Genomic DNA, 22273 nt, shown 5'->3' on the forward strand with positions numbered 1-22273 from the left:
ATGTTTCGTGAATGGGGATTCTTGTTGACCGAAATCTGGGTACTGCTTGCGTTGGCGGCCCTCATCGGACTTATCGCGGGCTGGATCATTTGGGGCCGCCGGTCCGAGGTGAACATCGATAATGGCGAGGCAGACCGCCTGCGGGCCGATCTTGACGCCTGCCGTGCCAAACACGCCGATAAGGATGGCGAAATCGCGGATCTGCGCGCCAAACTGGCTGCGGCTTCCGCTCCGGCGGCGAGCGCTGCAGTCACCGAAGTGGCAGAGCCGGTTGTGGCCGACACCGGAACACGGCCCGAGGCACTGGAAGGCGACTATGACGGCGATGGCGTCGTCGAAGGCCTTGCCGAAGGGGTGAAGCCGGAAACGCTGGACGCACCGCGCGGCGGGACCGCAGACGATCTGAAGCGGATCAAGGGGATTGGTCCGAAGATGGAGGCGCTGTGCAACAAGCTGGGCTTCTGGCACTTCGATCAGATCGCGAAATGGACTGATGCCGAAGTGGCGTGGGTCGATGCGAACCTCGAAGGTTTCAATGGCCGCGTGACCCGCGACAACTGGGTTGAGCAGGCGGCATTGCTGGCTGCTGGCGGCGAAACCGAGTTTTCGCAGAAAGTCGATAAGGGCAACGTCTACTAAGCGTGACGTGATCCGGCCCTTTCGGGCATGAAAAAGGGCGGGGATTTTCCCCGCCCTTTGTCTTTTAGCCGTGCCGCCGCGTCTTAATCGTAGCTGCGGGTATCCTCGATCACGAGCCCATCTTTGGGCAGCGCCCCCGGCGCGACGATTTCGACCGCGCCGCGCAGTTTCAAAACCTCTTGCACCGTTTTTCCAAAGACCTCGGCATCGCCGCCAGTCGCTTCGATCTGCACGGTCATCGTGTCCTGTTCGCCAGCGCGGCCCGCAATGACCCGCGCCTTGACGATTTCATCGTGCTTGGCGACGAGGGCGGCGACCTGTTCGGGCCGGACGAACATGCCCTTGATCTTGGTCGTCTGATCGGCACGGCCCATCCAGCCCTTGATGCGCATATTCGTACGCCCGCAGGGGCTTTTGCCCGGCATGATCGCGCTCAGATCGCCTGTGGCGAACCGGATCAGCGGATAATCGGGGTTCAGCGTCGTGACCAGCACCTCGCCGACCTCGCCTTCGGCCACGGGATCCCCGGTGCCGGGCGTGACGATTTCGATGATCACCCCTTCGTCCACGATCATGCCTTCTTGCGCGGCGCTTTCATAAGCGATGTTGCCCAGATCGGCGGTGCCATAGCATTGCAGGCACGAGATGCCGCGATCCGCATATTCCTGCCGCAGGCTTGGGAAAAGCGCCCCGCCGCCCACTGCCGCCTTGGTGAACCGCAGCCGCTCTCCCATCTCGTCGGCCTTGTCGAGAATGATCTTCAGATAGTCGGGCGTGCCCGCATAGGCGGTGCAGCCGATATCCGCAGCGGCGCGCACTTGCAGTTCCGTCTGGCCCGTACCCGCCGGAAGCACCCCGGCCCCAAGAGCGATGGCGCCGTTCTCGAACATGATGCCCGCAGGGGTCAGGTGATAGGAAAAGCAGTTCTGCACCACGTCGCTGGAGGTGAACCCCGCCGCATGCAGAAAGCGGGCAAATCGCCACCAATCCTTGCTGTCGTGGCTGCCCGGCTCATAGATCGGGCCGGGGCTTTGGAAGATGTGGCTGAACTGGCTGACACCTGAGGTGAACCCGCCGAAGGGCGGCGCGGCCTTCTGCGCTGCGCCAAGGTCGGATTTGCGCAGAACCGGAAGGCTTGCCAGATCCTCTGGCGTGCGGATTGCCATCGGATCGACATCTTGCAGCGTCGCCGCATAGCCCGCCATGGCCCGCGCACGCCCGATCTGATCGGGCAAGGCGGTTCGCAGATCCTTCGCGCGCTGGTCGGCACTGCGGGTTTCTAAGTCATCGTAAAAGGAAACGTCCTGCATCTGCCCTGTTCCACTATTCCTGAAGTCATTGTCGCGCCGTTAGCTGAGCCAACGCTTGCGGCGGCGATAAGAGCGCACGTCGCGGAACGATTTGCGGCCCTCATCCGACATGCCAAGATAGAATTCCTTGACGTCGGGGTTCTCACGCAACTCTGCTGCCGGGCCTTCCATCACAACGCGACCCGATTCCAGAATGTAGCCATGATGCGCAAAGCGTAGCGCCACATTCGTATTCTGTTCGGCCAGCAGGAAGGTCACGCCTTCGTTCTCGTTCACGGATTTGACGATCTCGAAAATCTGCTCGACCAGCTGCGGGGCAAGGCCCATCGACGGCTCGTCCAGCAGGATCGTTTCGGGGCGGCTCATGAGCGCGCGGCCAATGGCGCACATCTGTTGTTCGCCGCCGGAGGTATAGCCCGCCTGGCTTTTGCGCCGCTCTCGCAGACGCGGAAAATAGTTGTAGACCATCTCAAGGTCCTGGGCGATGGCGGCGGCCCCGTCCGTCCGGGTGTAGGCCCCGGTCAGCAGGTTTTCCTCTACCGTCAGGTGTTCAAAGCAGTGGCGCCCTTCCATGACCTGCACGACGCCAAGCTTCACCAGATCCGCCGGATCCATATCCGTGGTCGGCTTGCCGCCATAATGGATCGACCCTTTGGTGACCTCGCCGCGTTCGCTGGCCAGCAGCCCCGAAATCGCCTTGAGCGTGGTGGTCTTGCCCGCGCCGTTGCCGCCCAAAAGCGCGGTGATCCCGCCCTTCGGAACCGTCAAGGACACGCCTTTCAGCACGAGGATCACGTGATTGTAGATCACCTCGATATTGTTGACCTCAAGTACGGCCTGTTTTGTGTCGGTCGCATCCAGCATGGGTGTCACGCCTCTCGTTGGAAACTCGTCTTGGGTCCGGCGGCAGGATACGCCCCGCCGCCGGGATGTGTTCGATCAGCAGCGCGGCTCGATGCCCGCTTCGGAGGCATAGGACGCACTGTCTTCTTCGATCAGCGGCGCGATGATGTCGGCATCTGTCGGTTTGAAGTCCGAAATCAGCGACCAGGACTTGCTGTCCGCATCCCATTCGACAACGCCCACAAGGCCGTCACCGCCGTGGTTTTCACAGGACGCTTTGAAGGTCGGTCCAAAGTTCGGCAAACCGATGCTTTCCATACGCTCGGCTGTCATTTCCAGGGCTTCCAGACCGTCACGCATCATCGCCGGGGTGATATCCGCGACACCATGGATTTTCTGTGCTTCCTTGGTCGCTTCGGCCGCCAGCATCGCGGCGTACATGCCACGGTTATACAGGACGTTCCCGACCTGATCGCCCGCGCCAGCGGCTTTGCCCGCATCCACGACGTATTTCTGGAGGTCGTCGAATACCGGGAAGTCCTTGCCGACATTGTGGAAGGTCAGCGCCTTGTAACCATCGGCCGCAGCGCCCGCGGGCATCACGTCATGCTCGCCACCGGACCACCAGATGCCGATGAAGTTTTCCATCGGGAAACGGATGTTCGCGGCTTCCTGAATCGCGACTTGGTTCATCACGCCCCAGCCGTACATGATCACATTGTCCGGACGCTCACGGCGGATTTGCAGCCATTGCGACTTCTGTTCCTGACCGGGGTGATCGACCGGCAGCAGCAGCAACTCGAAGCCGTGCTTTTCAGCCAGACCTTCGAGTGTGCGGATCGGCTCCTTGCCATAGGCGGAGTTGTGATAGACCAGCGCGATCTTCTTGCCGTTGATGTCGCCGTTATTGATCTCGAGCAGGTAGTTGATCGCCCCCGACGCGCCATCCCAGTAGTTTGCCGGGAAGTTGAAGGTGTGGCTGAAGACGCCGCCATTCTTGGCAGAGGTCCGGCCATAACCCAGCGTGTGCATCGGGATATTGTCGGCGGTGGTTTTCGGGATCAGCTGATAGGTGATGCCGGTGGACAGCGGTTGATAGACCAGCGCGCCTTCGCCCTTGGTCGATTCATAGCATTCCACACCCTTTTCGGTGTTGTAGCCAGTTTCGCATTCCACAACGCGCGTCATCACACCGCCGATGCCGCCATCGCGTTCGTTCAGCAGAGTGAAATAATCCGCATAGCCATCCGCGAACGGGATACCACCCGCCGCATAGGGCCCCGTCCGATAGCTGAGCGACGGGAACACAAGATCCGCCATCGCGGGGGCGGCTGCCATCATGGTGGCCACCGTATAGGTTGCTAGCTTCTTCATCGGGTCTCTCCTCCCTTGGTTTATCCGATGTCGCGCAGGGCGCTTTGATGCGCCCCGCACATTCAGTGCGGGAATGGCCAGAGCCGTAGTTTCTCTTTGGCCACCCGCCACAATTGCGCCAGGCCGTGCGGTTCCAGGATCAGGAACATGATGATCAGCCCGCCGACGATCACGAGTTGGAAATGTGCGACGATGTCTGTCGGCCATCCGAGCAGGTCCACGCCGATCAGCTTCAGCACCACCGGCAGCACGACAAGGAACGCCGCACCGGCGAAGGAGCCGAAGATGGACCCCAGACCGCCAATGATGATCATGAAGAGCACGATAAAGGATTTCTGGATGCCGAAGGCTTCACCAACCTCGACCGCGCCAAGATAGACGGAAAAGAACAGCGCCCCGGAAATCCCGACAAAGAACGAACTGACCGCGAAGGCCGTCAGTTTGGCCCGCAGGGGGTTCACCCCGATGATCTCTGCCGCGATGTCCATGTCGCGGATCGCCATCCACTCGCGCCCGATGGAACCACGCGTCAGGTTCCGCGCCAGCACCCCGCAGACGAAGACGAAGACAAGGCAGATCATATACATCGCCCAAGGCTCGACACTGGCGCCCGTCACCGGCACGCCAAAGACGGTGCGCTCGGGCGCGTTGATCTGGCCGGAAGCGGAATAGTTGTAGAACCACGGCACGCGGTTGAACAACCAGACAAGGAAGAACTGCGCCGCCAGTGTGGCCACGGCAAGGTAAAAACCCTTGATGCGCAGCGATGGCAGGCCGAACAGCGTACCCACCGCCGCCGTCACACCGCCCGCAAGCAGGATGTGGATCACGATGGATATGTCTGGAAAAGCTGTCATCAGCTTGTAGCAGGCATAGGCCCCTACGGCCATGAACCCACCCGTGCCCAGCGACACCTGTCCGCAATATCCCGTCAGGATGTTCAGCCCGATGGCTGCGATGGAATAGATCAGGAACGGCACAAGGATCGCGTTGACCCAATAGTCGTTGACGATGAACGGCAGCACGGCGAAGCCGACGAGCAGAACGAAATAGTACCGGTAACGGTCGAACCGGATCGGGAAGGTCTGGCTGTCCTCCACATAGGTGGTCTTGAAATCCCCTGCCTCACGGTAAAACATTTACAGCGTCTCCTCTTCCAAGAGCTTTTCCACCCGGTTCGCGGGTTTTGCGTATCCGGTCGCTTCCGAGTGCCGGACCAGCCACATCCAGCAAAACATACCGGCCCCCGCGCCCAGCGCGGCAAGCAGCACAGCGGTGACCATCTGGCTGGTCTGTTCCACATGCGCCGACAGGGCCAGGTATCCAAAGGCCCAGAACCCGGACCATGCGATGACGTTCAGGATGGCGATCAGTTTGGGCATGTTGCGCCTCGTGCGTTAACCAGCTTTTGCGGTAATTCCCGATCGCCACATTTTGCCCAAATCTGCCTGCCATACCCGGACGCGGGTGAGAGAGTGGGTGCGATGACCGCGATGTTGCGAGAAATTCGCCAGCTCGATGCCGCGCGTAGGCGGGGTGAGCTGGACGAGATGGAATACATACATGCCAAGGCGCGTTTGCTGGAGGCGGTCGAGGATGCGACCGTTGAAGTCGCGCCGCGGCCCGAAGCGCGGCCCAGGACTCGGCCGATCCGCAGGGATGCCGGGCCGGGGGCAGGCGCGCAGGGCGCGATCTGGCTTGCTTTGCCGATCTGCCTTTTGGCGGCGGGCGCAACGACGCTGCTCGGCGCGTGGCTGCTGGGCGATCTGACGCTGGCGCTCACGCTGACCGCAACGCTGTCGGCGGCTGTGATCGTCGCGGCGTTCAAGAACCTTGAGGACTGATCCCCAAAGCGCGTGTTGCGCGCGATGGTGGAGTCAGACGCGTTCAATGATCTTCTCCCCGAACAGGCCTTGTGGACGGAACACAAGGAAGATCAGCGCCAGCACATAGGCGAACCAGTTCTCTGTCGCGCCGCCGATCATCGGACCAATCGCGAATTCAAACAGCTTTTCGCCCACGCCGATGATCAGACCACCCACAATCGCGCCGGGGATCGACGTGAAGCCGCCCAGCATCAGCACCGGCAGCGCCTTAAGGGCGATCAGGCTCAGCGAGAACTGAACCCCCGATTTCGCGCCCCACATGATGCCGGCAACAAGGGCGACAAAGCCCGCGACGGACCAGACCAGAACCCAGATGAAGTTGAGCGATACCCCAACGGACAGCGCCGCCTGGTGGTCATCGGCCACAGCGCGCATGGCGCGGCCTTGTTTGGTGTATTGGCTGAACGCGATCAGCGCCGCCACCAGCAGGATCGCCACGATGGTCGCGGTGATATCCAGATTGTCGATGAAGAACCCGTAGTCGAAAATGTTGAAGGTGGTTTCATCGATCCACGTATTGATCCCCTGCGGCAGGCAAAGCTCGCCGGCAAGGCAGACATTGAGCGTCTTGATCTCCGACCCCCACATCAGGTCGGCCACACCCTCAAGGAAATAGGCCAGGCCGATGGTCGCCATGAACAGGATGATCGGCTCTTGCCCGACCAGGTGCCTGAACACGAAGCGTTGCACCATCCACGCCAGCCCGATCATCACGACCACGGTAAAGCAGATGGCGACCACTGAATTGACCGACCAGCCGAAGTAATGCAGGTCCGCGCCGAACAGCGCGTTGATCAGGTGGGCAAAGGGCACCTGCCCTTTCTGGATGCCGACCAGCGTCATCGCTGCGAACAGCGCCATAACGCCCTGCGCGTAGTTGAAGATGCCCGACGCCTTGTAGATCAGCACGAAGCCAAGCGCGACCAAAGCGTACAGAACCCCGGCCATCAGCCCGTTCAGGAACACTTCCATCGCGAATACGAGTTGTTCAGGCATTCCATGTCCTCCATGCCGTGGCTTTTCGTGCTTGGCGGTTCTGCGCAGGTTGGCGCTGCGTGCGTTGCGCGGCGAGTTGCAGGCACAGGCCAAGCCCGGCCGATACCAGCACAGCGAAAATCGCGTCAGTCATGCGACACCCCCAGATAGGCGTCGATCACGTCTTGGTTGGCGCGGACCTCGTCCGGCGTGCCGTCACCGATCTTCTTGCCGTAATCCATCACGACAACGCGGTCGGACAGGTCCATCACAACGCCCATATCGTGTTCGATAAGCGCGATGGTCGTGCCGAATTCGTCATTCACATCGAGGATAAAGCGGCTCATGTCCTCTTTTTCCTCGACATTCATCCCGGCCATGGGTTCGTCCAGCAGCAGGATTTTCGGCTGCGATGCCAGCGCCCGCGCCAGTTCGACCCGCTTTTTCAAACCGTAAGGCAGGCGGGCAACCGGGGTTTTCCGGATGCTCTGAATCTCGAGGAAGTCGATGATCTTCTCTGCCACTTCGCGGTTGGCGACCTCTTCGGCCTCTGCCTTGCCCTTCCAGATCGCCTGCCCGAACAGACCCGATTTCATCTTGGTCAGGCGACCTGTCATGACGTTGTCGAGAACGCTCATGCCTTCGAACAGGGCGATATTCTGGAAGGTCCGGGCGATGCCCTGCCGCGCCACTTCGTAAGGGCGCATCGGCGCGCGGCGCTCACCGCGATACCAGACCTCGCCATCTTGTGGGACATAGAAGCCCGAGATCACGTTCAGCATGGAGGATTTGCCGGCACCGTTGGGGCCGATAATGGCGCGAATCTCGCCCTCGCGGATGTCGAAAGAGATATTCTTGATGGCTTCCACACCGCCGAACCGCAGCGTGATGTTCTTCATTTCCATCACGACGGAACCGATCTTGCGGCCATCCTCAGTCACATATCCATCACTTTGATCAAGCATGTGCAGCATTTTCCTTGTGCAGACGCAGCATTTCGTTAACCATTCTATGCGATGGTGTATTGTATCGAGCAGCAGAAGGACCGCAGTCATGTTCAGCGAATGCGAACATAGCTGCCTCTTGCAAATGGCGAAGGCCTGCAAGCAGCGCGGCATGACGCGGGCGGAAGCGATACGCAGCATCGAAACAGAACTGTGCGGGTTCTCCTCGCCGTTCCGAATCGGTCAAGCGGTAAACACGGCTTTTTCGCCCAATCCCCAGCCGGATCTGGTCTGACCAGACCCTGCGGGACCAGACTTCAGACGGACGGAACATGTTCATTCCGCCGCCATTTTCTGCGCTGCAACGCGCGTTTCGGCTGACCGCACTTCCAGTGTTGCCGAGATAGACCCCTTGCGGCCATCCTCATACGTCACTTCGGTCACGGTGCTGACCTTGTCCGAACCGTCATAAAGCGCGGCGATGATATCGTCGTATTTTTCTTCGATGATACGGCGGCGCACTTTGCGGGTGCGGGTCAGTTCGCCATCATCCGCATCCAGTTCCTTGTGCAGCACGACAAAGCGATGCACCTGACAGCCGGACAGCATTTCGTCCTGCGCGACAGATCGGTTGACCTCTTCGACATGGGCCTGGATCGTTGCCAGCACCTGCGGATGCCCGGCCAGTTCCTGATAGGAGGCGTAGGCGATGTTGTTCCGCTCGGCCCAGTTGCCTACCGCGCTGAGATCGATGTTGATGAAGGCGGTACATTCATCCCGACCATTCCCAAAGACCACGGCTTCGAGGATGTTGGGATAGAACTTGAGCTTATTTTCCACGTATTTCGGCGCGAACATCGACCCATCGGCCATTTTGCCCACATCCTTGGCGCGGTCGATGATCCGCAAATGTCCGGTATCAGGTTCGATGAACCCGGCGTCCCCGGTCGCGACCCAGCCTTCCGCGTCCTTGGTATCCGCCGTGCTTTCGGCGTTCTTGTAATACTCCACAAACACACCGGGGGAGCGGTAGAAGACCTCTCCGTTCTCGGCGATACGGATTTCTACACCGGGCGAAGGCACCCCAACGGTGTCAGAACGCACCTGCCCATCGGGCTGCGCCGTAATGAAAACGGTGGCTTCGGTCTGGCCGTAAAGCTGTTTCAGGTTAATCCCGAGAGAGCGGTAGAATTCGAAAATCTCCGGCCCGATCGCTTCACCGGCGGTATATCCGACACGGACACGGCTGAAACCCAGCGTGTTTTTCAGCGGGCCATAGACCAGAACCTCACCAAGATTGTACTTGAGGCGATCCCAAAGCCCGACAGACTTACCATCCAGAAGCGCGGGACCGACCCGTTTGGCGTGATCCATGAAGTAGTGGAACATGCGCCGCTTGAAGTTGCCCGCGTCCTCCATCCGGATCATCACCTGGGTCAATTGCGTTTCAAACACGCGCGGCGGTGCAAAGAAATAGGTCGGGCCGATCTCGCGCAGGTCTGTCTGCATCGTCTCGCCGCTTTCGGGGCAGTTCGTGCAGAATCCAGTCCAATAGGATTGCCCGACAGAGAAGATGAAATCGCCGACCCATGCCATAGGCAGATAGGCGAGGATGTCATCGGTCTGACGCAGATCATCGAACTCGGACGAGGATTTCGCGCTTTCGATCACATTGCGGTTCGACAGCACCACGCCTTTGGGTTTCCCCGTCGTGCCCGATGTGTAGAGCATCACGCAGGTGCTGTCATAGTCCAGCTTGGCCTCGCGGCGGCGCAGCTCTGGCGTGAGTTCGTCGCGCGCGGCGTGGCCCTGTTCCTGAATGTGCGAATACTGGTGCAGGCGCGTGTGGTCGTATTTGCGCAGCCCGCGCGGGTCGAGATAGATCAGGTGTTCGAACTGGTGCAGGTTCTCTTGCACCTCGATCACCTTGTCGACCTGTTCCTGATCGCTGACGATGACAAAGCGCGCGCCGCAATGGTCCAGAACATAGGCCATCTCTTCGGCGACAGCGTCGTTGTACAGCGGTACCGGAATGGCCCCGACCATCTGCGCGGCGACCATACCCCAATACATATAGGGACGGTTACGCCCGATAATGGCGATGAAATCGCCTTCGGCCACGCCAAGGTTCAGAAGCCCAAGTGCGAGGTTCTCAATCTCGGTTTCGGCTTCGGACCATGTCCAGCTTTGCCATATCCCGAATTCCTTTTCGCGATATGCTGGCTTGTCAGCAAGTGTCTTGGCGTTGCGATGCAACAGCGCCGGAATGGACCGAAGCCCTTCCGCGCCAGATGTCGGCGTTCCCACAATTTTCCTCCCATCGCCTTTTGGCGTCGACCGCCAAAGCGGTTCTTCTTCCCGAAAGAAGACGATGAAAGCACGCTGTACGTCAACTTTTTCCGCATGATTTCCAAATCCCAACGAATTGTTACAAGCCCCCGCCCCCTTGCCGAGCCTGCGCGCGGGGTGCATCAAGCGGCTTATGGACGACAAACGCCGCATGGAAGTAACGACCGCCGGGCTGAATCTGATCGCGCAGGCCCTGTCGATTTATGACGACCGTTTGCGCCTTTCCGTGTGCAACGCGCCGTTTCAGCAGATGTTCAATCTGCCCGATGCGTTGGTCACGCCCGGCGCGCGGTTCGATGAAACGATCCGGCATTTGGTGGTGACGGGCGAGTACGGGCCAATCGACGATGTCGAAAGCTTCGTGGCCGAGCGCGTCGAGCAAGCCAGCGCGTTCGAGCCGCATTACATGGAGCGCACCCGTGCCAATGGCCGTACGATTTCGGTGGAGGGATCGCCCTTGCCCCAAGGTGGGTGGGTGACGGTCTATACCGATATTTCGCAGTCCAAGGCGCAGGAAACGCTGTTGCGCACCCGGTCCGAGGAATTGAGCGGCGAGCTACTGTCGCGGGCCGAAGAACTGGCCAGCACCAACCGAAAACTGGCGGCGACCATCACCGCGCTGGAAGAAACGAAGCGGCAATTGACCCGCTCCGAAGCGCAGATCCGGCTGACGGCAGAGATGATGCCCGCCCATATTGCCCATGTCGATCGTAGCGGGATTTACACCTATTCCAACCGTCGTTTGTCGTCGATCATGCCGGGGCGGCCCTCCCATATCATCGGGCTGACCTTGCGCGACGCGCTGGGAGAAGGGGCGTATCTGCATATTGCGCCCCATATGGAAGCGGCCTATCGAGGAGAGCGTTCGGTGTTCGAATTTACCTATACCCCGTCGGCCCGGCGCATCCGCGTGGCGTTTACCCCCGATGGGCATGGCGGTTTTTATATCCTGTCGATGGATATCACCGAAGAAACCCAAGCGCGGGCCGCATTGCAGCAAACCCGCCGACGGAATCTGGCGGCGCAGATGACGTCCGGCCTTGCCCATGATTTTTCCAACCTTTTGACCATCATTCTTGGGCTGCAGGGGCGTCTGAAACGGATGGAGAACTTGCCCGAAGGGGCCGCGGCATTGGTGGATGGCACGCTTGCCGCGACCAAGCGGGGCGGCGCGCTGCTGGACCGGATTGGCGATATGACCGCCGCCCGGCCCTACCGCCCCCGCGCGACGCAACTGGACCGCGTGTTGCTGGATATTGCGATGCTGGCGCGCTCGACCCTGCCGGATGGTCTGCGTCTTGATCTGGACCTCGACCTGCCCAAGACGCCCCTGCTGCTTGATCCGGGGATGCTGCAGGACGCGGTTTTGAATCTGATCCTGAACGCGCGCGACGCCTGTGGAACGCCCGGCCATATCCAGCTGAATGCCAAACTTGTCGGGCAGTCCTGGGTCGAGCTTTCGGTCACCGATGACGGGCCGGGATTCTCGCCAACCGTGATCGAACGCGCGTTGGAGCCGTTTTACACCACGAAGGGCAGCGATGGGTCCGGGCTGGGGCTGCCCATGGTCTATGACATGACGCAACTTGCCGGGGGAACGCTGGAGCTTCACAACGTCGAACCCACGGGCGCCCGCGTCACCCTGCGCCTGCCGCTGCGCGAGGCGCCTTCGGTCTCTGGTGGGTTGGTGCTGCTGGTAGAGGACGACGCCGATCTTCGCTCTGGCACACGCGAGATGCTGACCAGCCTCGGCCATGCGGTGATCGAGGCCACGTCGGTCGAAGAAGCCGCCTCATTGCTGGAGGCCGTGCCGGATATCGCGCTGATCCTGTCCGATCTTAAACTGGCGGGCGAAGCGACCGGGGTCGATCTGGCCCGCTCCACCGCCGTGACGGGGCCGGTGATGATCCTGATGACCTCCCTTCCTGCTGACGATCCGCTGCATCAGGACGCCAGCACGCTTGCGCCCGTGCTGCAAAAGCCATTTTCTGCGCAGGACCTTGCAGATTTGTTGGCACTGGACGTTCCGGCATGAATACCGCCCCGCTGATTTCAATCCTCGATGACGAGCCAGAGATTCGGACGTTGCTGGCGGAAACACTGCGCGAGGCGGGCTTTCGCACCCAGACCCATGGCCGCGCCCGCGATTTCGAGGCCGCGCTAAGAAGTCACCGTCCCGATGTGTGCCTTGTCGATCTGTCCCTTCCCGACACGGATGGGCTTGCGGTGGTGCATCGCCTTGCATTGGAGGAAGGGGCGATCGTCATCATCGTCTCTGGCCGTGCGCAAGTGCAGGACAGGATCGCCGGGTTGGAACTTGGCGCGGACGACTACATCACCAAGCCCTTCGATCCGGCAGAGGTCGTGGCCCGCATCCGCGCGCGCCTGCGTCGTCCCAATGCGGCGTCTGAAACCGGAGATCATGCACGGTTCAACGGCTGGACCGCGAATTTCGACAGCTACGCCCTGACCAGTAATGCGGGCGAGGAAAAGACGCTGTCCCATGCGGAGGCAGAAGTGCTTCGTCTGTTCCTGACCAGCCCCAAACGTCTGATCAGCCGGGCGCAGATGCTTGACGCGCTTGGCGGCACTGCAGGCGAAAGCTTTGACCGTGCGATGGATGTGCGGATTTCGCGCCTGCGGACGAAGTTGGGCGAAGACCCGAAGAATCCGCGGCTGATCAAGACGATCTATGGCGCGGGGTATATCTTCTTGGGCGATGTGGTGTGGGGGTAGGCGCGCAATGAGTCAGACCTGCTGCGGACCGAACCGCGAAGACTCCGCGCCCGACCCCGCGCCCGATACCGCACCTGTGCAGGACGCGCCCTGCAGGCTGAGCTTCGACAAGGTGCCCATTCCCGGCGGCAAAGCACTTGTCGGCACGGCGACGCCGGGAATACCGGACGATGGCGAATCCCCGCCGCGTCACGTGCGGGTGAAACCGTTCGAAATCGGGCGCACCAGCGTCACGCGGGCCGAATTCCAAGCCTTCGTCACGGCCACAGGATATGTGACGGAAGCAGAGAGGTTCGGCTGGTCTTTCGTGTTTCATACGGATGTGCCGGACGGGACCGGACCGACCCTTGGCATCGATGGGCTGGAATGGTGGCGGCGGGTCGACGGCGCGGATTGGCGGTGCCCGAATGGCCCCGGCACCAACGCGCCCGACGATCATCCGGTCACGCAGGTCAGCTGGGCCGATGCCCGGGCCTTTGCGACCTGGGCGGGCGGGCGTTTGCCGACAGAGGCAGAGTGGGAACATGCCGCCCGGGGCGGATTGGGCGATGTGCCATATCCTTGGGGCGATGCGCCGCCGAACGACACGGACCACTTTCCTTGTAACATTTGGCAAGGCCAGTTTCCGACGCGGAACACGGATGCGGATGGCTGGCACAACACCGCGCCTGCGCGCTCTTTCGCGCCCAATGGCTATGGCCTTTACAACATGGTCGGGAATGTCTGGGAATGGACGAGCGAACCCTATCGGGTCAAATCCCTTAAAGCTCATGTGAAACAACGGCTTGCAGGGATGAAAGGCTATAAGCTGTCGAAGGGCGGCAGCTTTCTTTGCCACCGGTCCTATTGCTTCCGTTACCGGATCGCCGCGCGTTCGGGAAATTCGCCGGATAGCGCTGCGCCGCATCACGGATTTCGCGTCGTCTGGGATGCGCGCTAGCTGAAGCGCCGATCACAACCCCTTGTGGATAATCTTGAAGGTTAACGAATTCACCCCACATCTTGTGGTGAAGGCGCGACCTTCTACATCAACTTGCAATGTTCTTATTTTGTTCTATATTGTTAATGAACCCCAGAAGGAGGGCGAGATATGCAGATGACGTTTGATTTTTCTAATCCACGCCCAGTGACGGATGTGGCGGACAGCAATGATTACCACCGCCTTCCGGTGTCCGAGAAGCAACTGCGCTTTGCACATCAGATCGCGGCCCGAAAGAAGATCGCGGTTCCGGATGCGGCGCTTGTGGATCGCGCGCGGCTGTCCCGCTGGATCGACAAGAACAAGGATCAGGCGCCGTCACGCTTTGCGAATTACCCGTCTTCCAAACAGGTGGCCTTTGCCGAACGGATCGCCCGGATCAAGCGCCGGTCGGTGCCCAATGAGTGCTTCAAGGATCGCAAACTGATGAGCCGCTGGATCGATAGCAATCAGTAGAACGACAAAGCGGGCGCACTGGGTGCGCCCGCCTTCGTTTGATCCTTAGCGGATTGGCGTGTCGCCGATCAGCCTTTGCCTTTCCACGGCACCAGAACCCGTTCGGCCCAGCGCATCAGCATATCGATACCAAAGCCGATGATCCCGATCAGGATGATGCCCATCAGAACGATATCCGTTTGCTGGAACTTCGACGCGGCCATGATCATCATACCGGCCCCGACTTCGGCGGCGACAAGTTCCGCCGCAACGACTGTGCCCCAACAAACGCCCATCGCGACCCGCGCCCCGGTGAAGATGTCCGGGAGGGAGTTCGGCACGATCACATGACGCATGATCTGCCATTTGCTGGCCCCCAGCGAGTAAGCGGCATGGACCTTAGATATCCGCACCCCGGACACGCCGGAGCGGGCGGCAATCGCCATGATCCATAGCGCCGCGAGGAAGAGCAGGATGATCTTGCCGTTCTCGCCGATGCCCGCCCAGATGATTACCAGCGGAATCAAGGCCAGCGGCGGCACCGGGCGCATGAATTCCACGATGGGGTCAAACCAGCCGCGGAACCAGTCGCTTAGCCCCATCGCATATCCCAGTGGGACACCGACCAGCGCACCGAAGAAGAAGCCAAGCAGAACACGGTAGAGCGACATGCCCAGATGCTCCCACAGGGTAAAGCCGCGATACCCTTCGGACGCGATATCCACCAAGCGTTTTACAACGGCTTCCGGGGGCGGCAGCCAGATCGCTTCCATCTGGAGACCCTTGGCCGGAACAAAGTTCAGCGTGCCTTTTTGGCTCATGCCGACGCGGCCGAATCTCGTATTCACCTCACCGCCCGGTGCGATGGGCTCCCCATTGACTGCGATCACGGTATGGCCTTGGTCGCGGCCCTTTTCATCGTTTCTGTCCACGCGGATCAGGCCAGAGCGCCACGCGCCGACCGTATCGCTGTCGTTCTTGGCCCAGCCATCGCCGGGATCCACTTCGGGCGCTGTCGCCTCTTCGGAGATCGGGTGCACCAGCACGGTGACGGTCGCGGAATCCTCTGTCCCGTCATCGGCACGGGCGGTGTATTCGAACTGCGCCTCGCCCACGAAAGGCCCCGGTGCGTGCAGGAAGCCCGGCACCCATTTCGATCCGGTGAACGCGCCCCAGATCAGGAAGATCGTCACGATAGAGATCACGGACGCTGCCCGGTTGGATACCACCGCGCTTTCGTCGCCAAAGGTCACCGTTTTCAGCGAGGTGAAATCGGATCGCCGCCCTGACAGCAGGCGCATGATGATGAAGTAAGACCCGGCGAAGATCGCGATATAGACGGCTAGAATAATCAATCCGGTCATTGCGCGGCCTCCGTGCGGCCCATGATTTCTTCTTCCATGTCCCAGATCATCCCAAGGATTTCTTCGCGCGTGCTGGCGTAATCGGGATGCTTCTTGATTTCGCGCAGGTCTGCGTTCACGCCCATATCCGCGAAGGGAAGGCGGTATTCCTTGTGGATGCGGCCCGGACGCGGTGCCATGACCAGCAACCGTTCACCCAGAAGCAGCGCTTCTTCGACGGAGTGCGTGATCAGGATGATCGTCTTGCCGGTCTCTTTCCAGAGTTTGAGAACGAGGCTTTGCATCTTTTCCCGTGTCAGCGCGTCAAGCGCACCCAAGGGTTCGTCCATCAGGATCACGTCGGGATCGTTGGCAAGGCAGCGGGCCAAAGCCACACGCTGCTGCATCCCCCCCGACAGTTCATAGATCGCCTTTTCCTTGAAATCCTGCAGGCCGACAACGTCCAGCAAGTGGTCCACATTGCCCGCCCACTTGGATTCGCGCTGGCCCTTCATGCGGGGGCCGAAGCTGACATTGTCGCGCACGCTCATCCATTCGAACAGCGCACCTTGCTGGAACACCATTCCGCGTTCCGCGTCAGGGCCCAGGACCCGGTGACCGTTCAGCGTGATCTCGCCCTCGGTCGGGGCAAGAAACCCGGCCACGATATTCAGAAGCGTGGTCTTGCCGCAACCGGACGGGCCAAGCACGCTCATCAGTTCTCCGGGTGCCAAGTTCAGCGTCACGTCCTTGAGGGCCTGCACCGATCCGCCATTGGGCAGATCGAACCTCATTGAAATGTTGTTTAACGCCAGTCCGCTCATCACGTCCCTCAAGATGTAGAAAGGCCGGGACCGCGCAATGCGACCCCGGCCCTTGTTGGTCAGTTACATGCCTTGTGCAGATTGCAGCGGCGCGACGTTGACTGCGTTCTCATAGGAATCGAGCGCCTGGTCGATCGACTTGGCTTCGACGAACACGTCCGCCACGCCCTTCATGAAGCTTTGCGCGTTGCCGCCCAGCCACTTCCCGGAAAGCTGCTCTTCCACGGTCGGGAATGTGAAGGTCGAGATGGTCTCCATCGTCGCGTCTTCGTCCATGCCCGCGTCCTTGGCGATAACCGGCAGCATTTTCGCCTGGTTCGCTTCGTCCGCCCACATCGCGTTGGCGTCTGCCGTCACTTTGAGGAACTTCGCCACGGTGTCGGAGTTTTCCGCAACCCATGCCGCCGGACCGGAGGTCACGTCGAACACCAGAATGCCCAGTTCGGTCTTTTCGTCGCCGGTCAACAGGACGTTGCCATGCTCTTTCGCGCGGCGCAGCGACCCGCCCCAGCCACAGAACATGTCGATCGCGCCTTGCGCAATCGCGGCAGCACCATCCGGCGGATCCATGTCGACGACTTCCATCGACGCAACATCAACGCCGAAATGGCTCATTTGCTTCAGGAAGCCGTAATGCGCGGCGGTTCCGAGCGGTACAGCGACCTTCTTGCCGGCGAGTTCCCCGGCGGAGGTTTTGTCGATCTCCAGCGCTTCGGCCACGACGCAGTTGTCGTTTTCAGCATAGGACACGGCCACGTCGAGGATCTGCAAATCCTGACCCGCGGATGTCGCGACCACGAAGGGCGGCACACCTTGGCTGACGGACAGCTGCACGTCGCCAGACGCCATCGCGGCGGACATTTTCACGCCGGATTCGAAGCTGACCCAGTTGATGTCCATGCCAAGCGCTTCTTCATACATGCCCATGGCTTTTGCGTATTGGAACGGCATCGGCCATTCGAGGAAGTAAGCCACCGTGATTTCTTCTGCGGCGGCCTGTGCGCCGGCCAGCATGGCGCACCCTGCGACCGCGCTCATAAGTTTGGATTTCAAGCTCATGCGTAATTCTCCCGTGTTGGCACCGCATCTTGACGCGCGGCAATTTTCAGATTGCAACCTACGCTGCAAATCCGGGGAAAGTGAACGACGATTAAGCACACGCGTTCAATGTTTTTTTCTAAGCTGCCCGCAACCGGCGGTGATCTCGGCCCGTTCGGGGGGCTTCGGAAAATCGCAAAACATTGCTATAATGACCTAAATTTCTTTTCGGGTGTCAAATTCGCGGGGCGGCGCGCCCAAATTGGCTATATAGCTATCGGCATTCTGGCCCTAAACAATGACGCCGGAATCGCGCCTAAGTCTTGGGCAGACCTGCTGCCAAGGGCGAGCGGGCCATAGCCATTTCGCAAACAACACGGGGTTCAGGAAGATGGACGGCACTTTCAACGAAAACGATCTCTCCCGCGTGGTCGAAGCCGATCGCGCCCATATCTGGCATCACCTGATCCAACATAAGCCGTTCGAGTCGACGGACCCGCGCATCATCGTCGAGGGCAAGGGCATTCACGTTTGGGACCAGAAGGGCAAAGAGCATCTGGATTGCGTGTCCGGTGGCGTCTGGACGGTGAATGTCGGCTACGGCCGCGAACGGATTGCCAAGGCGGTCTATAACCAGCTTGTCAAAATGAATTACTTCGCGGGCAGCGCCGGTTCCATCCCCGGTGCCATGTTCGCCGAGCGCCTGATCGCCAAAATGCCCGGGTTGAGCCGTGTTTACTATATGAACAGCGGTTCCGAGGCGAATGAGAAGGCGTTCAAGATGGTGCGCCAGATTGCGCACAAGCGCTATGGCGGCAAGAAGCACAAGATCCTGTACCGCGACCGCGATTACCACGGCACCACGATCGGATGCCTCAGCGCCGGTGGTCAGGATGAGCGCAACGCGCAATACGGTCCCTTCGCGCCCGGCTTCGTGCGCGTGCCGCATTGCCTTGAGTATCGCCGCCACGAACAAGACGGCGCCCCGGTCGAAAACTACGGCGAATGGGCCGCAGACCAGATCGAAGAGGTCATCCTGCGCGAAGGCCCGGAGACCGTCGGTGCGCTGTGCCTTGAGCCTGTCACCGCAGGGGGCGGCGTGATCACCCCGCCCGAAGGGTATTGGCAGCGCGTTCAAGAGATCTGCAAAAAATACGATATCCTTCTGCATATCGACGAGGTCGTCTGCGGCGTTGGCCGGACCGGAACATGGTTCGGATACCAGCAATACGGCATCCAGCCCGACATGGTCACGATGGCCAAGGGCGTGGCCTCCGGTTACGCGGCGATTGCCTGCCTTGTGACCACCGAAGAAGTGTTCGACATGTTCAAGGACGACGCTTCTGACCCGATGAATTACTTCCGCGACATCTCCACCTTTGGCGGATGCACGGCAGGGCCGGCGGCAGCGCTGGAAAACCTTGCCATCATCGAAGAGGAAAACCTGCTGGATAACACCAATGCGATGGGCGCCCGCCTGATGGACAACCTCGCGGCACTGGCAGACAAGCATGCGGTCATTGGCGATGTGCGCGGCAAGGGCCTGTTCTGCGGCGCGGAACTGGTGAAGGACCGCGAAACGCGCGAGGCGGTGGATGAAGCACTTGTGCAGAAGGTCGTGGCCGATTGCATGGGGCAAGGCGTCATCATCGGGGCCACGAACCGGTCGGTACCGGGCAAGAACAACACTTTGTGTTTCTCTCCCGCGCTGATCGCGACAGCGGACAATATCGACCAAATGACCGACGCGGTCGATCAGGCTTTGACCCGCGTCTTCGGCTAACACACGCGCCTTGGCACTGCGCATGGACCGCCCGCTTGTCTCTTGTGACTGGCGGGCGGTTTTTATTTAGCGGCTCGCGATCGAGGGGCTGTAAAGCGGCTGCTTTGACGCGAACCGCTTGGCCTTCTTGATCGGGGCGGCTGCCACGGGCTGACGAACCGGCGGCTTGGCAACGGCAGGACCGGCCAGCCAAAGCTCGATCCGGCCTTTGTCCGGCCCTTCAAGATGCGAAAAATCGCGCGCTTCGACCCCAAGCTTTTGCGCCACTTCCTGCGCCGCCTCTGCCAAGCCTTCGCTGTAGAATCGCAAGTGCGTGGTTGAGATCAGGAACGATTCCTGATCGACATTGGCAATCTCAAGCCCGGCGCGATCCAGTTGCGACATGAACGCCGTCTGCTTCGCGTTGGTGACATTGTTGGAGACATGCATGAAGACTTGGCTTGGGGTTTCGGTCCGGGTCTGGCCGGGCAGCACGTCGCCCGTGTCTTCCAGAATGTGGAACTGAGGCGGCTCGGGCCGCTCTACCGGCATCATAGCGGCGATCTGCATGGCGCTGAACACCTCGTCGACCTTCGCAATCGCTGGGGCTTGCAGTGCGTCCGGTAGCGCCGCGAAACTCGGTACGACCTCGGGGCTTTGCTGCGGGGGCGTGGCCTCAGCCTGTGCGGCGGTTGGGAAGGGTTGCACGCGGGTCAGTGCAGCCGCCTGAGTCTGTGCTGGCATCGTCAGCCGAATGACCGGCTGGACGGGCGTTGACCGTTCGTCCAGGGGCTGCGCCTCGATTACTTGCGGTGCAGGCGCGGTTACCGGGACAGGCTGCACCGGGTCCACGTCAGGCGCAGGCGGGACTGTGACGGCCTCTGCCACGTCCGGCGACGACCCGCCGTGCAACCACAGGCCAAGCTTGATGCCAAGGCCAAGTCCCACCGCGAACATGAACACCAGCAGCGGTGTGGACGACAAGGTGCGGGTCAGAACGGATTTGCGGGTGCTGGGCTGTTCAGATGACGCCCCGGCCAATGCTGCGGCCAGAGTCGCGGTAGGTGTCCCAATACCCACGCCCGGCTGCGTCTTTGTCTGTTTCAGCTTCGCCCGCTTTGGCGGTTGCGCCTTTGCCTGTGGTTCGGGCTGGTTTGCGCGAATGATCGGCGCAGCCATGGATGCGGGCAAAGGTGCCGTGCCAAGGCGCGCAGGCGCGTTCGCATCCCGCTCGGCCCGCAGTTTCTGCCCGGCCTTGCGCGAATCCAGAATGAGCTTCCGTTCGCGCCGCGCTTCTTCGAGCCTTTGTTCCCACGTCTTGTTCTGGACGATCCGGGTCTGCATGGGCTTGGCACGACCGGCGACGGTCTTTTTGTTCCCGCTAACTGACGTTTCCTGCAAGGTCATGACCTCCGATTCCTAGGCGACGACACAACCTGGGGTTTGTGCTGTCGCGGATGCAAAAACTGGTAACTTCCGCTCACAAGCCCCTAAAATAGCGGAGTTAATCGCTATAGTGGTGACCGAAAAACTACATTGACGCGGGATTCTGGGATCAGCTGCGCAGAGCGGCGAGAATCCGCCGGAATTGCCGTGTTGGCGATGATTGACGGCCCGTTGCGCCCGGATGCGTGGTGCTTTGCGGTGCTTTATTATGCATCGGCAGCGTGGTCAGCCACGTGGACGGACGTCCGAAGATGATGCAGAACGCGCCATTTAAGTGACGAAGTGCGCCAACCCCAAAGCAGTGCGTTGAAGCGAACTGGCCCTGCGCCCATTCTCGGCGCGCAACGACAGGAGACCGCAATGGCACAATCGGATCAAATTCCCACCGGGTCAGATTTCACCGCAAAATCCACCGGGACGGAGGTTCTCGGCAAGATCGACCTTAACGGCAAGACCGCGATTGTGACGGGCGGGTATAGCGGTATCGGACTGGAAACCGTGCGCGCGCTCACCGCCAAAGGCGTGCGGGTCATCGTGCCTGTCCGCTCCCCTAAGAAGGCACGAGATGCGCTCGCCCCGCTCGGCGACGCCGTGGAGTCGGCCCCGATGGACCTTGCCGATCTGGCCTCGGTCCAGGCGTTTGCCGCGTCGGTGGTGAATGGCCTGGGTCAGCTTGACCTGCTGATCAACAATGCCGGGATCATGGCCTGCCCTGAAACCCGCGTAGGCCCCGGTTGGGAAGCACAGTTCGGCGTCAATCACATGGGTCATTTCGCGCTGACCAAGGCGCTGATGCCGCTTTTGCAAAAGACGCCCGGCGCCCGCGTTGTCAGCCTGTCGTCCACCGGGCACAAGCTAAGCGGTATACGTTGGGACGATATCCAATACACCCAGACGGACTATGACAAATGGCAGGCTTATGGGCAGGCGAAGACGGCGAATGCGCTGTTCGCAAATGCCCTGTCCCGCCGATTGAAGGAAGGCGGCGGTCTTGCCTTTTCCGTGCATCCGGGTGGGATTTTCACCCCGTTGCAGCGGCACCTGCCGAAAGAAGAGATGGTCGCGCTGGGGTGGCTGGACGAAACAGGCGCGCCTTCTCAGTTGGCCAAAGACGGGTTCAAAACGCCGGAGCAAGGCTGCGCCACCACGCTTTGGGCCGCGACAGCGCCCGCGCTGGATGGTAAGCCCGGCGTTTACTGCGAAGACTGCGATATTGCGGCAAACACCGCCGAAGGCAGCCCGACTGAGCGGTATTTCGGCGTGAATGCCCATGCAGCGGATGACGCCGCGGCCGAGCGGCTTTGGGACCTAAGCGAGGCGCTGCTTTCGTCCGCGTGACCGACGGCGCCGATCAGACCAGTTTGACGCGCGGATAAGACCAGATTATCGT

Annotated in this window: 22 protein-coding genes; 9 read left to right on the forward strand and 13 right to left on the reverse strand. The window is 60.6% G+C overall.

The window, feature by feature from the left end; all coding sequences use genetic code 11:
* A complete protein-coding gene (locus E4Z66_RS15725; protein ID WP_168797820.1) occupies positions 1-639 on the forward strand; it encodes an NADH-quinone oxidoreductase subunit E in 639 nt (212 codons plus the stop codon).
* An 83-nt stretch (positions 640-722) separates the two neighbouring features.
* Here E4Z66_RS15725 and E4Z66_RS15730 read toward each other — a convergent pair whose 3' ends face one another.
* The 5 genes from E4Z66_RS15730 to E4Z66_RS15750 form a co-directional block, all read right to left on the reverse strand.
* Positions 723-1949, reverse strand: coding sequence for a phenylacetate--CoA ligase family protein (locus E4Z66_RS15730; RefSeq protein ID WP_136464003.1), 1227 nt, complete (start codon positions 1947-1949; stop codon positions 723-725).
* A gap of 39 nt (positions 1950-1988) precedes the next feature.
* On the reverse strand, positions 1989-2813 hold the full coding sequence (locus E4Z66_RS15735; protein WP_136464004.1) for an ABC transporter ATP-binding protein: 825 nt from the start codon (positions 2811-2813) through the stop codon (positions 1989-1991).
* A gap of 75 nt (positions 2814-2888) precedes the next feature.
* Complete coding sequence (locus E4Z66_RS15740; RefSeq protein WP_136464005.1) at positions 2889-4166, reverse strand: ABC transporter substrate-binding protein; 1278 nt, start codon at positions 4164-4166, stop codon at positions 2889-2891.
* Between the two features lie 62 nt (positions 4167-4228).
* The gene (locus E4Z66_RS15745) at positions 4229-5305 is read right to left on the reverse strand and encodes a branched-chain amino acid ABC transporter permease (protein ID WP_136464006.1); all 1077 of its coding nucleotides are present in this window, start codon (positions 5303-5305) and stop codon (positions 4229-4231) included.
* Positions 5306-5548 (reverse strand): hypothetical protein, encoded by a 243-nt coding sequence (locus E4Z66_RS15750; protein WP_136464007.1) that lies wholly within the window; start codon positions 5546-5548, stop codon positions 5306-5308. It abuts the gene before it with no gap.
* Positions 5549-5650: 102 nt separating this feature from the next.
* Here E4Z66_RS15750 and E4Z66_RS15755 point away from each other — a divergent pair, with 102 nt between their 5' ends.
* Complete coding sequence (locus tag E4Z66_RS15755; protein ID WP_136464008.1) at positions 5651-6010, forward strand: SHOCT domain-containing protein; 360 nt, start codon at positions 5651-5653, stop codon at positions 6008-6010.
* Between the two features lie 33 nt (positions 6011-6043).
* Here the strand turns inward: E4Z66_RS15755 and E4Z66_RS15760 are convergent, their stop codons facing one another.
* Genes E4Z66_RS15760 through E4Z66_RS15765 form a run of 3 tightly spaced genes read right to left on the reverse strand, consistent with a single transcriptional unit; the run spans position 6044 to position 7992 of the window.
* Complete coding sequence (locus E4Z66_RS15760; protein ID WP_136464009.1) at positions 6044-7048, reverse strand: branched-chain amino acid ABC transporter permease; 1005 nt, start codon at positions 7046-7048, stop codon at positions 6044-6046.
* Positions 7041-7181 (reverse strand): hypothetical protein, encoded by a 141-nt coding sequence (locus E4Z66_RS19695; protein WP_168797821.1) that lies wholly within the window; start codon positions 7179-7181, stop codon positions 7041-7043. Before E4Z66_RS19695 ends, E4Z66_RS15760 begins: the two co-directional genes overlap by 8 nt.
* Positions 7174-7992, reverse strand: a complete 819-nt coding sequence (locus E4Z66_RS15765) for an ABC transporter ATP-binding protein (RefSeq protein WP_136464010.1) — start codon at positions 7990-7992, stop codon at positions 7174-7176. Before E4Z66_RS15765 ends, E4Z66_RS19695 begins: the two co-directional genes overlap by 8 nt.
* 88 nt (positions 7993-8080) lie before the next feature.
* On the opposite strand from E4Z66_RS15765, the gene E4Z66_RS15770 reads away from it, so the two are divergent.
* A complete protein-coding gene (locus E4Z66_RS15770; protein WP_136464011.1) occupies positions 8081-8266 on the forward strand; it encodes a hypothetical protein in 186 nt (61 codons plus the stop codon).
* 41 nt (positions 8267-8307) lie between these two features.
* Here E4Z66_RS15770 and E4Z66_RS15775 read toward each other — a convergent pair whose 3' ends face one another.
* Positions 8308-10278: an AMP-binding protein gene (locus E4Z66_RS15775; RefSeq protein ID WP_136464012.1), complete on the reverse strand. Its 1971-nt coding sequence runs from the start codon at positions 10276-10278 to the stop codon at positions 8308-8310.
* A 175-nt stretch (positions 10279-10453) separates the two neighbouring features.
* Between E4Z66_RS15775 and E4Z66_RS15780 the strand changes: the two genes are divergently transcribed.
* The 4 genes from E4Z66_RS15780 (at position 10454) to E4Z66_RS15795 (ending at position 14491) form a co-directional block, all read left to right on the forward strand.
* The gene (locus tag E4Z66_RS15780; protein ID WP_136464013.1) at positions 10454-12355 is read left to right on the forward strand and encodes a PAS-domain containing protein; all 1902 of its coding nucleotides are present in this window, start codon (positions 10454-10456) and stop codon (positions 12353-12355) included.
* Complete coding sequence (locus E4Z66_RS15785) at positions 12352-13056, forward strand: response regulator transcription factor (RefSeq protein ID WP_136464014.1); 705 nt, start codon at positions 12352-12354, stop codon at positions 13054-13056. The genes E4Z66_RS15780 and E4Z66_RS15785 overlap by 4 nt, the downstream gene beginning before the upstream one ends.
* Positions 13057-13063: 7 nt before the next feature.
* The gene (locus tag E4Z66_RS15790; RefSeq protein ID WP_136464015.1) at positions 13064-13996 is read left to right on the forward strand and encodes a formylglycine-generating enzyme family protein; all 933 of its coding nucleotides are present in this window, start codon (positions 13064-13066) and stop codon (positions 13994-13996) included.
* Positions 13997-14146: 150 nt separating this feature from the next.
* Complete coding sequence (locus E4Z66_RS15795; protein ID WP_246036046.1) at positions 14147-14491, forward strand: hypothetical protein; 345 nt, start codon at positions 14147-14149, stop codon at positions 14489-14491.
* A 68-nt stretch (positions 14492-14559) separates the two neighbouring features.
* Here the strand turns inward: E4Z66_RS15795 and E4Z66_RS15800 are convergent, their stop codons facing one another.
* From E4Z66_RS15800 to E4Z66_RS15810, 3 genes are all read right to left on the reverse strand, one after another.
* Complete coding sequence (locus tag E4Z66_RS15800; RefSeq protein WP_425456152.1) at positions 14560-15834, reverse strand: ABC transporter permease; 1275 nt, start codon at positions 15832-15834, stop codon at positions 14560-14562.
* A complete protein-coding gene (locus tag E4Z66_RS15805; protein WP_136464016.1) occupies positions 15831-16637 on the reverse strand; it encodes an ATP-binding cassette domain-containing protein in 807 nt (268 codons plus the stop codon). The genes E4Z66_RS15800 and E4Z66_RS15805 overlap by 4 nt, the downstream gene beginning before the upstream one ends.
* 63 nt (positions 16638-16700) lie before the next feature.
* Entirely contained in the window at positions 16701-17696 is a 996-nt protein-coding gene (locus E4Z66_RS15810) for a taurine ABC transporter substrate-binding protein (protein ID WP_136464017.1), read from the reverse strand.
* A 370-nt stretch (positions 17697-18066) separates the two neighbouring features.
* On the opposite strand from E4Z66_RS15810, the gene E4Z66_RS15815 reads away from it, so the two are divergent.
* Positions 18067-19458 carry an aminotransferase family protein gene (locus E4Z66_RS15815; RefSeq protein ID WP_136464018.1) on the forward strand — a complete coding sequence of 464 codons (1392 nt, stop codon included), beginning with the start codon at positions 18067-18069 and terminating at the stop codon, positions 19456-19458.
* A gap of 66 nt (positions 19459-19524) precedes the next feature.
* Here E4Z66_RS15815 and E4Z66_RS15820 read toward each other — a convergent pair whose 3' ends face one another.
* A complete protein-coding gene (locus E4Z66_RS15820) occupies positions 19525-20844 on the reverse strand; it encodes a hypothetical protein (protein ID WP_136464019.1) in 1320 nt (439 codons plus the stop codon).
* Positions 20845-21243: 399 nt separating this feature from the next.
* Between E4Z66_RS15820 and E4Z66_RS15825 the strand changes: the two genes are divergently transcribed.
* Complete coding sequence (locus E4Z66_RS15825; protein WP_136464020.1) at positions 21244-22221, forward strand: oxidoreductase; 978 nt, start codon at positions 21244-21246, stop codon at positions 22219-22221.
* Positions 22222-22273: the final 52 nt, after the last annotated feature.

This window comes from Aliishimia ponticola (assembly GCF_004803475.1).
Classification (GTDB): domain Bacteria; phylum Pseudomonadota; class Alphaproteobacteria; order Rhodobacterales; family Rhodobacteraceae; genus Aliishimia; species Aliishimia ponticola.

What these genes read in the sequence shown, in the direction of transcription:
- E4Z66_RS15770 (WP_136464011.1), top strand. Translation starts at nt 8,081, where the DNA reads ATGTTCAGCGAATGCGAACATAGCTGCCTCTTGCAAATGGCGAAGGCC.
- E4Z66_RS15825 (WP_136464020.1), top strand. Translation starts at nt 21,244, where the DNA reads ATGGCACAATCGGATCAAATTCCCACCGGGTCAGATTTCACCGCAAAA.
- E4Z66_RS15750 (WP_136464007.1), bottom strand. Translation starts at nt 5,548, where the DNA reads ATGCCCAAACTGATCGCCATCCTGAACGTCATCGCATGGTCCGGGTTC.
- E4Z66_RS15820 (WP_136464019.1), bottom strand. Translation starts at nt 20,844, where the DNA reads ATGACCTTGCAGGAAACGTCAGTTAGCGGGAACAAAAAGACCGTCGCC.
- E4Z66_RS15785 (WP_136464014.1), top strand. Translation starts at nt 12,352, where the DNA reads ATGAATACCGCCCCGCTGATTTCAATCCTCGATGACGAGCCAGAGATT.
- E4Z66_RS15810 (WP_136464017.1), bottom strand. Translation starts at nt 17,696, where the DNA reads ATGAGCTTGAAATCCAAACTTATGAGCGCGGTCGCAGGGTGCGCCATG.
- E4Z66_RS15790 (WP_136464015.1), top strand. Translation starts at nt 13,064, where the DNA reads ATGAGTCAGACCTGCTGCGGACCGAACCGCGAAGACTCCGCGCCCGAC.
- E4Z66_RS15800 (WP_425456152.1), bottom strand. Translation starts at nt 15,834, where the DNA reads ATGACCGGATTGATTATTCTAGCCGTCTATATCGCGATCTTCGCCGGG.
- E4Z66_RS15815 (WP_136464018.1), top strand. Translation starts at nt 18,067, where the DNA reads ATGGACGGCACTTTCAACGAAAACGATCTCTCCCGCGTGGTCGAAGCC.
- E4Z66_RS15765 (WP_136464010.1), bottom strand. Translation starts at nt 7,992, where the DNA reads ATGCTTGATCAAAGTGATGGATATGTGACTGAGGATGGCCGCAAGATC.
- E4Z66_RS15735 (WP_136464004.1), bottom strand. Translation starts at nt 2,813, where the DNA reads ATGCTGGATGCGACCGACACAAAACAGGCCGTACTTGAGGTCAACAAT.
- E4Z66_RS15740 (WP_136464005.1), bottom strand. Translation starts at nt 4,166, where the DNA reads ATGAAGAAGCTAGCAACCTATACGGTGGCCACCATGATGGCAGCCGCC.
- E4Z66_RS15725 (WP_168797820.1), top strand. Translation starts at nt 1, where the DNA reads ATGTTTCGTGAATGGGGATTCTTGTTGACCGAAATCTGGGTACTGCTT.
- E4Z66_RS15795 (WP_246036046.1), top strand. Translation starts at nt 14,147, where the DNA reads ATGCAGATGACGTTTGATTTTTCTAATCCACGCCCAGTGACGGATGTG.
- E4Z66_RS15745 (WP_136464006.1), bottom strand. Translation starts at nt 5,305, where the DNA reads ATGTTTTACCGTGAGGCAGGGGATTTCAAGACCACCTATGTGGAGGAC.
- E4Z66_RS15755 (WP_136464008.1), top strand. Translation starts at nt 5,651, where the DNA reads ATGACCGCGATGTTGCGAGAAATTCGCCAGCTCGATGCCGCGCGTAGG.
- E4Z66_RS15805 (WP_136464016.1), bottom strand. Translation starts at nt 16,637, where the DNA reads ATGAGCGGACTGGCGTTAAACAACATTTCAATGAGGTTCGATCTGCCC.
- E4Z66_RS15780 (WP_136464013.1), top strand. Translation starts at nt 10,454, where the DNA reads ATGGACGACAAACGCCGCATGGAAGTAACGACCGCCGGGCTGAATCTG.
- E4Z66_RS15760 (WP_136464009.1), bottom strand. Translation starts at nt 7,048, where the DNA reads ATGCCTGAACAACTCGTATTCGCGATGGAAGTGTTCCTGAACGGGCTG.
- E4Z66_RS15730 (WP_136464003.1), bottom strand. Translation starts at nt 1,949, where the DNA reads ATGCAGGACGTTTCCTTTTACGATGACTTAGAAACCCGCAGTGCCGAC.
- E4Z66_RS19695 (WP_168797821.1), bottom strand. Translation starts at nt 7,181, where the DNA reads ATGACTGACGCGATTTTCGCTGTGCTGGTATCGGCCGGGCTTGGCCTG.